The sequence below is a fragment of the Denitrobaculum tricleocarpae genome (genome assembly GCF_007004665.1).
Lineage (GTDB): Bacteria > Pseudomonadota > Alphaproteobacteria > Kiloniellales > Kiloniellaceae > Denitrobaculum > Denitrobaculum tricleocarpae.
The window spans coordinates 377,065-389,411 of sequence record NZ_ML660056.1; the positions used below are offsets into that span (position 1 = coordinate 377,065).

General features: G+C 57.5%; 10 protein-coding genes and 1 tRNA gene. 6 read left to right on the plus strand and 5 right to left on the minus strand.

What is annotated here, in order from left to right:
* The first annotated feature begins 106 nt into the window (after positions 1-106).
* Genes FKG95_RS16605 through FKG95_RS16620 form a run of 4 tightly spaced genes read left to right on the plus strand, consistent with a single transcriptional unit; the run spans position 107 to position 2,841 of the window.
* Positions 107-1,219: an arylsulfotransferase family protein gene (locus FKG95_RS16605; protein WP_179954130.1), complete on the plus strand. Its 1,113-nt coding sequence runs from the start codon at positions 107-109 to the stop codon at positions 1,217-1,219.
* Positions 1,207-1,431: a hypothetical protein gene (locus tag FKG95_RS16610; RefSeq protein WP_142897498.1), complete on the plus strand. Its 225-nt coding sequence runs from the start codon at positions 1,207-1,209 to the stop codon at positions 1,429-1,431. Before FKG95_RS16605 ends, FKG95_RS16610 begins: the two co-directional genes overlap by 13 nt.
* On the plus strand, positions 1,428-1,805 hold the full coding sequence (locus tag FKG95_RS16615; protein WP_142897499.1) for a hypothetical protein: 378 nt from the start codon (positions 1,428-1,430) through the stop codon (positions 1,803-1,805). The genes FKG95_RS16610 and FKG95_RS16615 overlap by 4 nt, the downstream gene beginning before the upstream one ends.
* Positions 1,795-2,841, plus strand: a complete 1,047-nt coding sequence (locus FKG95_RS16620; protein WP_142897500.1) for a sulfotransferase — start codon at positions 1,795-1,797, stop codon at positions 2,839-2,841. The genes FKG95_RS16615 and FKG95_RS16620 overlap by 11 nt, the downstream gene beginning before the upstream one ends.
* 82 nt (positions 2,842-2,923) lie before the next feature.
* Here FKG95_RS16620 and FKG95_RS16625 read toward each other — a convergent pair.
* From FKG95_RS16625 to gyrA, 3 genes are all read right to left on the minus strand, one after another.
* A tRNA-Lys gene (locus FKG95_RS16625) sits at positions 2,924-2,999 on the minus strand.
* 313 nt (positions 3,000-3,312) lie between these two features.
* A complete protein-coding gene (gene coaD, locus FKG95_RS16630; protein ID WP_142897501.1) occupies positions 3,313-3,825 on the minus strand; it encodes a pantetheine-phosphate adenylyltransferase in 513 nt (170 codons plus the stop codon).
* 168 nt (positions 3,826-3,993) lie between these two features.
* Entirely contained in the window at positions 3,994-6,858 is a 2,865-nt protein-coding gene (gyrA, locus tag FKG95_RS16635) for a DNA gyrase subunit A (RefSeq protein WP_281281473.1), read from the minus strand.
* A gap of 582 nt (positions 6,859-7,440) precedes the next feature.
* On the opposite strand from gyrA, the gene FKG95_RS16640 reads away from it, so the two are divergent.
* Positions 7,441-8,553, plus strand: a complete 1,113-nt coding sequence (locus FKG95_RS16640) for an ABC transporter substrate-binding protein (RefSeq protein WP_179954131.1) — start codon at positions 7,441-7,443, stop codon at positions 8,551-8,553.
* Between the two features lie 3 nt (positions 8,554-8,556).
* Positions 8,557-11,196: a hybrid sensor histidine kinase/response regulator gene (locus tag FKG95_RS16645; RefSeq protein WP_142897503.1), complete on the plus strand. Its 2,640-nt coding sequence runs from the start codon at positions 8,557-8,559 to the stop codon at positions 11,194-11,196.
* A gap of 25 nt (positions 11,197-11,221) precedes the next feature.
* Here FKG95_RS16645 and FKG95_RS16650 read toward each other — a convergent pair whose 3' ends face one another.
* Together FKG95_RS16650 and ssb are read right to left on the minus strand one after the other, a co-directional pair.
* Positions 11,222-11,671 (minus strand): GNAT family N-acetyltransferase, encoded by a 450-nt coding sequence (locus FKG95_RS16650; RefSeq protein WP_218940226.1) that lies wholly within the window; start codon positions 11,669-11,671, stop codon positions 11,222-11,224.
* An 83-nt stretch (positions 11,672-11,754) separates the two neighbouring features.
* On the minus strand, positions 11,755-12,285 hold the full coding sequence (ssb, locus tag FKG95_RS16655) for a single-stranded DNA-binding protein (RefSeq protein ID WP_142897504.1): 531 nt from the start codon (positions 12,283-12,285) through the stop codon (positions 11,755-11,757).
* Between the last annotated feature and the right edge of the window lie 62 nt (positions 12,286-12,347).

Sequence of the window (12,347 nt, forward strand, 5' to 3'; positions counted from 1 at the left end):
CAGTGTACTTAAAGATGTCCAGGATTTCTTGGTTGGCGACCCTACTGAAGACACTGACGTATTCAGCAAGCTTAAAAATGACTTTGATATCGCCCCTGAGCGTCAATTGCACAGGATCGTACCCACTCCTGGCCGCAACTACGCGGAATTGCCCCTCGAAGGCTTGAGAGAGCGGCGCGATTTGCCGCGGGTTTTTATCAAAGAAGGTCAGGATCCCGGTTACCGGGTGCTTTTCGGTGCCTTTGACTTCGAGGATAACTTCTGGGGCGCCATCCTGCTGGATGAGAAGGGTGAGATCCGGCATCGCTGGAAACTCAGCACGGAAGACCAGCCGGCGAACGTCGCGCCTGACGTCCTCAAGAATCTCTACGGCGTCTCGATCCTGCCCGATGGCTCGGTGATCTTCACCATGCAGGAAAGAGGCGGCGCGATCGTCAAAGTCGACGCCTGCAGCCGGCCGCTCTGGGCGCTGGAGGGCCAATATCACCACACGATCTCTCTGACCGATCAGAACACTTTCTGGACCTTTGGCGGCGACCAAAAGGCTTTTGACCATTTGCTGCACGAGGTCGACGTCGAGAGCGGTGAAATTCTAAAGACGATCGATATGAAGGACGTCCGGCTGAAGAACGCCGATACGCACATCTTCGATCTTCAGGTCGAAAAAGGCGTTCCCGACGCGGTGCACGGGAATGACATCGAAGCTCTGACGGTGGAGCGAGCCGCCGCCTTCCCCGGGTTTAAAGCGGGCGATTTACTGCTCTCGTTCCGGACCACCAACCTGGTTTTCGTGTTGGATCCGCAAAGCCTTGAGGTCAAGTGGTGGAGGGTCGGTCCCTGGGACCGGCAGCATGATCCGGACTGGAACGCGGACGGCAGAATCTCGGTCTTCAGCAATAACGAACGGGGTGTGGGCAAACACTCTAAGATCGTCGCCATAGACCCCAAAACCTACGCCACGGAAATTTTGCTCGACGGCGCGGACTACAATTTCCGCTCGACCTTCAATGGGATGCACCAGATCACGGACCATGGCTCGCTGCTCATAAGCAGTGGCCTGCAGGGCCGGCTCTTTGAAGTGGACCGGAACGGCGAGGTCATTTTCGATTTTATCAACAGCTATTCCTGGGAGCACGACAGGGCCCTGCGCGTCGCGGAAGCCCGCTACCTGGAAAGTGACTTTTTCAGCCTAGGAGGACTACCGAAATGCGAAAACTAGTTGCCTTTCTGATTTGCGGCATCGTCCTGGTGAGCGCAGGCTCTGCGCAGGCCTATGTCGGCCCCGGTCTCGGGTTGGGTGCAATCGGCGCGGTCCTCGGGGTCGTCCTGTCGGTAATTTTGGCCCTTTTCGCGATCTTCTGGTACCCGCTGAAGCGCATGTTCAAAAAGAAAGCCCCGCCGCCGCCCGGTAAAACAGAGAAAGAAGCGTGAACTACCTTCTGGTCATTCTCGCCAGCTTCATCGCGGTTGAGCTTTTTCTGCGGCTGCCGGTGATTGACCAGGTGCATCAGCTCTTCGGGACCACACACAAGGCCGGCCATGTTATCACTGCACGCGCCGTTTCCGACCACTGGAAGGAACGGGTGATGTTGCGCTATGCCCGGGAAATCATGCTCAGCAGCGTAAAACTGGTGCTGTTTTTGACCGGGGTTCTGATGCTTGCGGTCTTACCTGCATTTCTGGTTCAGCTCTTTATCGATCCAAGCCTCTCCATTGAGGCGCTTTTCTCGAGCTGGACCGCCGTCGGTGTGTCGCTTGTGGCTGCGACGCTCTACTACATAGCGAGGGCGCGCTTTGCCCGATAGCGATTACGGAACAACGTCGAGACTGCTTCATCGTCTCGCGTTGGCCGCACCTTTCGTGGCACAGGCGTCCCACGATCTCGAAAGCATGCTGAACCGGCAGGCTGCGGCTTCAGAAAGTGGAGAGCACGTTTTTGTCGCCGGGCTCGCCAGGGCCGGCACGACGGTGTTGATGCGCAGCCTCTATCAGTCGGGTCAGTTCCGCTCCCTCACCTACCGGGATATGCCGTTTGTCCTGATGCCCAAAACCTGGTCCGGCATATCGTCCCTGTTTCGCAGACATAAAGCGGAGGAAGAACGCGCCCACGGCGACCGGGTCATGGTGAATTTCGACAGCCCCGAAGCCTTTGAAGAAGTCTTCTGGCGCAGCTTCTGCGGTCCTGACTATATTCACGGGGACGCGCTGAGGCCCCATCAGCCCGACGACGATACGATAGAAGAGTTTCGCCGTTTCGTGCGCAATGTTCTAACGACGGGCCAAAGTCGCGAGCAGACACGCTATCTTTCTAAAAATAACAATAACTTGCTGCGGCTCTCTGCGATTGCGGACGCTTTCCCGCAAGCCGCAATCTTCATTCCCTTCCGTGAACCTATTCAGCACGCGATGTCTCTCCAGAAACAGCACGCACTCTTTCTGGAGACCCATGCCGGCGACAGCTTTGCTCTCGAGTACATGAACTGGCTCGGTCATCACGAATTCGGCGGCAACCACCGTCCCTTCCGCTTTGGTGACAGCGGCCTGGCGCTGGAAGACTATGAACCGGACCGTCTGGAGTATTGGCTGGGCTGTTGGGCGGACTGCTACGCCTATGTCCTGAATAATCTGCCGAGGACCGCGCGCCTCATCTCCTATGAAGGCCTCTGTGGAGAAGATGACCGCGAAAGACTGCGCCTGCACGAACATGCCGGCACCCTGGCGGACAGCGGTACAGCCGCGTTTGAGTTCACGCAGGCGAGACCTTATTCCGCGCCCGACGTGGCAACAAAGGTCAGAGCACGTGCTTATGAGGTCTATGCAGCTCTTCAGGCGGCCGGCTAGACCGAGATCGCATCACACGGTCCACGCGCTCAGAGATCCGCGTTGCATCTCACAAAGAGTCATTCAGATTTTTTGAGATAAATGGTGAGCCCGACAGGATTCGAACCTGTGACCCGCTGATTAAAAGTCAGCTGCTCTACCAACTGAGCTACGGGCCCACACTGCTCAACGAGCGTGAGCGGGCGCACCATAGGGCCGTGATGGGATTCGGTCAACCTCGAGATTCGCGGAATATTACCAGGAACCGAGATTTTTCTGTCCAGGCGCCAATGGGGTTCACCGAAAGGTAAATAACCTAAGGATTCCCGTCGCTTATTACGGGAAAAGAGAGCCCGGACGCGATTCTCGTAGGTTCAAGCGCCGGCGAAGGGTGATCCAGTGAGCTGGAACCTTCGAATGAGTTCGCAACGCGCCGCGATCCACCCTATTTCCGATGCGAAGACCAGGACTTTGGACGCGCGGATTCCAACGCTATTTCATAGGGTTGTGGTGAAAGCGCTCTTTAAGGCGCGCCGCGGTCAAAGGGCTGACGAAGGTCGAAATATCGCCCCCCAGCTTGCCGATTTCCTTTACGAAGCGCGAAGAGATGAATTGCTGGCGTTCGGACGCCATGAGGAATGCGGTCTCGATTTCCCGGTCCAAGCGGGTGTTCATCGCCGCCATCTGGAATTCGTACTCGAAGTCGGAAACGGCGCGCAGTCCGCGGATGATCACAGCCGCCTCGGTCTCTTTGGCAAAGTGAACCAGCAGGTTGTCGAAGGCCTTGACCTCGATGTCCAGACCTTGACGGCGCAAGTCGACGATATCGTCCAGCACCATTTCCACGCGCTCGTCGGTTGAGAACATGGGGCCTTTTCCGGCATTGCGCGCAACCGCAACGATCAACTTGTCAACCAGCTTTGCACCACGGGTAATGATGTCCAGATGACCGTTTGTAATCGGGTCAAATGTCCCGGGGTAAAGTCCAATCCGCTTCCCGCTCATGCCTCTCCATCCCCAGAGTGCTTGGATCACGTCGGCTGGGAGGATGAGACCTCCCTGAGCCAACAGAGCAACAGATTCACCGAAGCCCGTGAACCGCCGGCAGCAGAATCACGGGCTCCCATGATTTAAAGGTCCCTGTTCGAGGGGCTTACGTCGTCCGCCGCCGCCTCAAACCTCGGGATCGTCAGAAGGATCATCCTCGACTTGCCCTTCAGGATCAACGGAATCCTCCACAGATCCGGATTCCCTGGCTGCCGCTGCGTTTCCGTCTGTCTGAGGAACGCCCTCAACGTCTTCGCCGGCAAGAGCCTCATCGTCGCCTTCGGCCCCGGTTCCATCGTCGGATAGGCGCGTAACAGAGACGACTTTCTCTTCCTCCGCCACATCGAGAACCTTAACGCCCCGGGTTGAACGGCCCGCGATGCGGATACCGTCGACCGGGCAGCGGATCAGTTTTCCGCCGTCGGTCACCATCACGAGCTGATCTTCCGCTTCGACCGGGAAAACAGCAGCGACGCCGGTGGACTTCCCACCTGATCGGGTCAGATCCAGGTTCGCAATGCCCTGCCCGCCCCGTTTGGTGATCCGGTACTCGTAGGCCGAGGAGCGCTTGCCGACCCCGTCTTCGGCGATCGAAAGGATAAAGTCTTCGGATTCTGCCATCTCGGCAATCCGTTCCGCCGAGAGATTGATTTCGGTGTTTCCGTTTTCGTCACCGTTTCCGCCGTTTTCTGCCCGCCGTTGAGCGGCGGCATAGCGGAGATAGCTGTCGCGCTCTTCGGTCGAGAACTCGGTGTGCCGGAGAATCGACATCGAAATGATCGAATCCCCCTTTGCGAGCTGGATACCGCGAACGCCAACCGATGTCCGGCCGGAGAAGACCCGCACGTCGCTGACCGGGAAGCGGATGCATTTCCCGCGCGCCGTCGCCAGCAGAACATGATCGCTTTCGATACAGGTCTGAACATTGACCAGGCGGGCGCCCTCGTCCTCGAAACGCATGGCGATCTTGCCGTTCGACATCACACGGGTGAAATCGGAGAGCTTGTTGCGCCGCACCCCGCCCGTCGAGGTGGAGAACATGGCGTACATATCGCCCCAGGCCGTCTCGTCTTCCGGCAAGGGCATCATCGTGGTGATGGTCTCGCCTTCCTGCAGAGGCAGCAGGTTGATCAAGGCCTTACCGCGCGAGGTCGGCGAACCGAACGGCAGGCGGTAAACTTTCATTTTGTAGACCATGCCGCGCGAGGAGAAGAAGAGCACCGGCGTATGGGTGTTGCAGACAAAAACCTGGCTGACGAAATCCTCGTCCCGCGTCGCCATGCCCGCGCGGCCCTTGCCGCCCCGGCGCTGCGCACGGTAGGTGCTGAGCGGCACACGCTTGATGTAGCCGCCGTGGCTGACGGTGACGACCATGTCCTCGCGTTGGATCAGGTCTTCGTCATCATGATCGAAGCCACCCTCGGCGATCAAAGTCCGGCGCGGCGTGGCGAAGCGTTCCCGCATATCCCGCAGCTCATCACGCAAGATATCGAGCAGACGCTCGCGGGATTCCAGGATCTCGAGATAGTTTTTGATCTCCGCGGCGATCTCTTCCAGTTCCGCCGCGATTTTCTCGCGCTCCAGACCGGTCAGGCGCTGCAGGCGCAGTTCGAGGATGGCGCGGGCCTGAATCTCGGACAGCTGGTAGGTGCCCGCTTCAGAGACCATTCGGCCCGGCTCATCTATCAGCCTGATAAGAGGTTCAACGTCGGCGGCCGGCCACTCGCGGGCCATCAACTGCTCGCGGGCCACGACGGGATCCGGCGCCGCGCGAATCAGCTTGATGATTTCATCGATGTTGGCAACCGCGATCGCCAGACCTGCCAAGACGTGGGCCCGATCGCGCGCCTTGCCCAGCTCGAAAATCGTCCGGCGGGTGATGACTTCCTCGCGGAAGGCGACGAAGGCCGCGATGATCGACTTCAGGTCCAGCAGCTCAGGCCGTCCGCCGTTGAGCGCAAGCATGTTTGCGCCAAAGGAGGTTTGCAGCGAGCTGTGGCGGTAGAGCTGATTCAATACGACTTCGGCTTCGAAATCCCGTTTGATCTCGATGACGACCCGGACGCCGTGCCGGTCGCTCTCATCCCGCAGATCGGCGATGCCCTCGACCACTTTGTCGCGCACCAATTCGGCAATCCGCTCCAGCATGCGGGATTTGTTGATCTGATAGGGGATCTCGGAAACGATAATTGCCTGGCGGTCTTTCCGGATCTCCTCGATCTCGGTCGCCGCACGCATGGGGATTGAACCGCGCCCGGTGTGATAGGCGTCCCGAATTCCCTTGCGTCCGAGGATAATACCACCGGTCGGAAAATCCGGGCCCGGGACAATCTCGATCAACTGGTCAATCGAGATCTCAGGATCATCCACGTAGGCCAGACAGGCATCGACGACTTCACCCAGATTGTGCGGGGGAATGTTTGTCGCCATACCGACTGCGATGCCGCCCGCGCCGTTGACCAGCAGGTTCGGATAGCGCGCCGGCAGAACCGAGGGTTCGCGCGTGGTTTCGTCGTAGTTGTCTTGAAAATCAACTGTATCGCGGTCGATATCCTCAAGCAGGGCTTCGCTGGAAACCCGCATCAGGCGCGCTTCTGTGTAACGCATGGCCGCAGCCGGATCACCATCCATGGACCCGAAGTTGCCCTGACCGTCAATCAGCATCAGACGCATGGAGAAATCCTGCGCCATGCGGACCATCGCATCATAGATCGCCGAATCACCGTGCGGGTGATACTGACCCATGACATCACCGACCACACGGGCCGATTTACGGTAGGTGCGGTTCCAGTCGTACCCCGCTTCCTTCATGGCGTAGAGAATGCGCCGATGGACGGGTTTCAAGCCATCGCGCACATCGGGAAGCGCACGCGAAACAATAACGCTCATCGCGTAGTCGAGATAAGAGCGTCTCATCTCTTCTTCGATGGTGACGGGGGTGATGTCGAAGCTGGAAGGAGAGCCTGCAGGCGGATTTGTACTGGAACTCAAAAAACTGTCCTGTCGAACTGCTGAGAAGGGTATTTCATGAGGCCGACGCTGGATCTTCCGAGTCGCTGGAGACGCCGCGTCAGCACCGACAATTTGTAGCAAAGTTCCCCGGAGTGAACAACTAAATGCAGAGCCGGACCGGCATCAGAAATTCCACGTTAATTATTTGATTTTAATAAGAAAAAAAATGTCAATTTGAACCCTCGTCTACAAAAGACTCTCCGACGTCCGGATCAGGGGCCATCGGGGCCTCTTTTCTGCATCTCCGCAGCAAACAAATAGGGCAGTTAACAGACCCGACAGGATTGAAATAACAGCACTTTTTGCGGGAAAATTAATTCCTTCGAAAGGCGCATAACGAGAGGTCGACGCGATCTGCGATGTCGTCGAGATGTTCCTCAATCCCTTTGTTTCCATGCAACAGGGCACAGATCGGACTGATTAATCTTAAAAGTTCTTAAAGGCCTCATGGCGTAGATTTGGGTTTGAATGACTCATGACTTTCCAGATTCCAATATGCACAAATCATCGCTTTCTGTTTTATTTGCACTTCTGGCCTTGTGCGTCCATCCCCTGAAGGGATTGGCGAATGACGCAATCATTGTCGGATTGAATGCCGACATGTCGTCCGGATCGGCTTTGTCCGGCGAAGCGATCCGGCGTGGCGCTCAGATTGCCATCGACGAGGTTAACGCGCGCGGCGGTGTCCTGGACCGTCCCCTGGAACTCCAGGTGCGCGATCACCGTGGCAACCCCGCGCGCGGCAAGGACAATATCGAGGACTTGAGCAAAGTCGACGACCTCGTCGCGGTGATCGGAGGCATTCACACGCCGGTCGCGCTGGCTGAACTCGACCTTATCCACGAGCACAAAGTCGTGTACCTCGGCGCCTGGGCGGCGGGAACGCCGGTGGTTGATAATGGACGCGACCCGAACTACGTTTTTCGTGTATCAGTCCGCGACCAGTACGCCGGCGAATTTCTGCTCAATGCCGCGCTTGAACGAGACCACAGCGCGCCTTGTCTGCTGCTTGAGGAAACCGGCTGGGGCCGTTCGAGCGAGAAGGCATTTCAGAATGCCGCGAAGAAACTCTCCGCATCCATTGTCGACGTTCAATGGTTCAACTGGGGAATCGCCGACCTCTCCGAGCATCTTCGTCTGTTCAAGGAACGTGGCTGTGATGCGGTGATGCTGGTGGCGAACCCCCGCGAAGGCGGTGTGGCGGTGAGGTCGATGTTGTCCCTGGAAAAGGAGCAGCGCTTGCCAATCATCTCCCACTGGGGAATCACAGGTGGCGACTTTCAGGCCCAAGTCGGCGAGGATTTCTCCGAGATTGATCTCCTGTTTCTTCAGACTTTCTCGTTTGTGAAACCGGTGCATCCCGAGCGCGCGGCTCCCGTGATCGATGCCTACATATCGCGTTACGACGACGCCTCGAGTGCAGAGGCCTTTCCAGCGCCTGTCGGGACGGCACACGCCTATGATCTCATTCACCTGTTGGCCATGGCTCTGGAACGAGCAGGCACAACCGACCGCGCCAAAATCCGAGACAGCCTCGAGAATTTGCCTGACTATCGCGGATTGATCCGGGATTACACCCCCGCTTTCACACCCGAACGGCATGATGCTCTGGACGCGCGGGATTTCTCACTCGCCCGTTTCTCCCCGTCCGGCGCAATCATGCCCGTTGAGTAGCTTATGAGCGAGGTGTTTGCGAGCAGGCGCGAAAAAAGGCCGTCTCAGGGCGTCCTAAGCTACATCGCGCTGCGTGTGACTCTGCCGATGACAATACTGCTGGTGATCGCGGCGATCTTCACGATTCGCGAGATCGACGACACCAATACGACCTACATCGAGGAACAGCTTGCAGTCCAATCTCTGAACACGTCGGAAGTTCTCTCGATCAGACTGGAAAACCTGGTCGATGCTGTCAGCGCGCTTGCCGCCAATGACGTGATCTTGAACGGACTTGTCGACGAAACGAACAGGCATACCTATCTGCCTGCTTTTTTTGCATCCTTGCGGTTGCCCGGCAGTCAGAAGAACAACATCACGCTGACAGACTATAAAGGCAGGCCAATTGCTTCGACCGGCCAGCTCGCAAGCTTTGAGGACAGGGACTGGGTTGAGCGCGTTATGTCCGGTGTTCCTCTGCTCACGGTCAGTCCGACGCAGTTGGTGGTCGCAGTGCCGGTGTTTAAAAACGGGATGCCGGAAGGCATGCTCGTCACGGTCTACTCGGCCGAGGGCGTGCGCGAGACACTCGAGTTTCCATCTCTGTCGCGCCTCTACGCCATTATCGATACCCATCTTGATCAGATTGTCTACTCTTCGACAGAGGACTTCGGCAGGCAGGGCGACGACGACCCTGGAGCAACGCTTTCGGGTTGGATTCAAAGCCGAAACACGGTGAACAGTCACGGACACTCCTGGAGCTTTGCCAACAACCTGCTCGTGGTAACCGGAGAAATTAAGGAAGAAGCCTTTGCGGCATCCGATCGGGTCAGCACTTTGGTCGTTCTGTCCTTCGGCGCCGCCGTCCTTGCCCTTCTGATCGCAACCGGCATCGTGACTTCACTTGTACGACGCCCTCTGGTGGGATTGATCGAAACCGTCGAAAGCATCAGTTCGGGCGCGGCTTTGGATCAGCGCGCCCGCGATGAGGGGGTAAGGGAATTCCGGCAGCTCAGCCACGCTTTTAACGGCATGCTCGAGCGCATCGACGAAACCACAGCTTCACAAGAACAAGCTGAGCAGGCCAACAAGGCCAAGTCTGAGTTTCTAGCGACGATGAGTCATGAAATCCGCACACCGATGAACGGCGTGATCGGCATGACGGGATTGCTGCTCGAAACTGATATGGGACAGGAACAACGAAAGTTCGCGCAAACCATCCGCGATTCAGGTGAAGCGCTGATGGCGATCATCGACGATATTCTCGACTTTTCGAAACTTGAAGCGGGAAAAGTTGAGCTCGAACTGGTTGATTTCGCACCGATTGCACTTGTTGAATCGGTAACCGACCTGGTCGCTCAGCGCGCCATTGCGAACGGCAATGAAATCCAATCCTACATTGATCCGGCTGTGCCGAACGCCGTGCGGGCGGATATTGCACGGCTCCGCCAGATCCTCCTGAATCTTGCAGGAAACGCCACCAAATTCACGAAACGGGGATCGATCTCAGTCTCCTGTTCCCTCGACGAAACATCCACTGCCGAACGGACCGTTCTAAAATTCTCAGTCGCCGATACCGGTATCGGTATTCCCAAGGAAGCTCAGTCGAAGCTCTTCGAAAAATTCAGCCAGGCAGATGCTTCAACGACACGGCGATTCGGAGGAACCGGGCTGGGGCTGGCAATCTGCCGGCAGCTCGTGCAGTTGATGGGGGGAAAGATCTCTCTCGAGAGTGAGCCCGGCCAGGGCAGCACCTTCAGCTTTACGATGCCTGTGAAGTCCGCAGAGGGTGAAATTAATGACCTGACCCCGATCTCTCCGAAGGAACTGCTGCGAGGCAAAAAAGCTCTGATCGTGGACGACTCCGAGATGAATGTCCTGATCATGGAAAAACAACTGCAATCCTGGGGTATGGTCACGGTTTCGACCTTACACCCGGGTCAGGCCATAGCGTTGTTGCAGGAAGAGCGGCAAAAAGGAGCCGCCGTAGAGATCGCGTTCCTGGACTACATGATGCCGGACACCGATGGCGAGGAATTGATTGGCAGAATTCGTGAGATACCGGAGTTTGCTGACCTCAAAGCAGTTCTGGCAACTTCGGGCATGGAAAATCGCTCACTGGACCAACTGCGTGAAATGGGGTTTGACGCGCGTCTCGTCAAACCCATCAAACAGTCTGATCTCTTCGACTGTATCAGTTTAATGCTGCTGGGCGGAAAGACACCGGAGCGGGATCTGAAGCTTCCCAAAAGCGCCGAACTGGTCAATTCAAAGTCTGGAAACATCCTGGTTGCAGAGGACAACAAGGTCAATCAGATCGTAGCGATCAAGCTTCTGGAATCGCTTGGACACAAGGCAGACGTCGCGGAAAATGGGCTGGAAGCTTTGACCGCCGTTCAAGCAAAATCATACGATTTAGTGCTGATGGATATGCAAATGCCTGAAATGGACGGCCTTGAGGCCACCAGGGCCATTCGTGCGTTATCCGGCGCAGTCTCGGGCATTCCCATCGTCGCCTTGACCGCCAATGCGATTCAGGGGGACCAGGAGGCCTGTATCGAAGCGGGTATGGACGACTACGTCCGCAAGCCCGTCGAGAAAAAGGCCTTATTCGATGTGCTCGAGCGCCACCTCCCCGGAGCCAAGGCAGCGGTGGCGTCTTGATCCCCGACGCGAGACAGGGGGCGCTTCAAGGCGCCACCATATCAATGTGAAGAATACCGGCGTCATCGTAAGGTTCGCCCGGAACTCTGACGAAACCGAGCGAGCTGTAAAACGCCTCCTGATCGATCTGCGCCGAGAGCGTAACCGGCGTTTCCGCATACATCCGGCGTACCTCACTCAGCGCGGCCTCCATCATCACGCGGCCGAGACCCTGCCCTCTTGCATTCTTGCGCAGCACCACCCGGGAGATCGCGACGTTGCCGTCGCCGCGATGCTCCGGCCCTAGAAAGCGGAGATAGCCGATAAGAACGTTGTTTTTATAGAGCAGCAAATGCCGGGCGACCCTATCCAGGCCGTCGATATCGGAAAAGAGCGACTCTTGTTCGACGACGAAAACTTCGCTGCGCAGCTGCAGCATGTCATAGAGGCCCTCGCGGTCGAGATCCGCAAAGTTAGCCCAAGTAAGGTCCGGCACGGACAAAGCTCCGATTTCAAATGGTCATGCAAGGGGACGCGCGCCTTGCGCATCTCGCCTCGCCTGCGAAACGCGGTTCGATCCTAGAACGGGATTTCGTCGTCGAGATCACCGCCCGAAGGCCCCGATCCGCCGCCGCCGAAGCCGCCCCCACCCTGGGAACCGCTGCCACCTTGTGAGCCACCGCTGCTGAAGCCGCCGCCGTAGTTTCCGCCGCCCTGACCTCCGCCGTAGTCGCCACCGACGCCCTGGCCGCCTTCGCTCCGGCCGTCGAGCATGGTCAGTTCGCCGCGATAACGCTGCAGGACCACTTCGGTGCTGTATTTCTCGACGCCCTGCTGATCGGTCCACTTGCGCGTCTGAAGAGCACCTTCGATGTAAATCTTGGACCCCTTGCGCAGAAACTTTTCCACCACATCGACGAGCCGGTCGTTAAAGATCACGACTCGGTGCCACTCCGTCCGTTCACGGCGTTCGCCCGAATTCCGGTCGCGCCAGGTTTCGGAGGTGGCGAGCGACAGATTGGCGATTTTGGTGCCGTCTTGCGTGCTGCGAATCTCCGGATCGCGACCGAGATTACCAACGAGAATGACTTTGTTTACGCTTCCGGCCATGCCGTTCTTCCCTGTATCTTCAAAAACTGAATGTGCGGACTCGACTGCTGCCGAGACTCCGC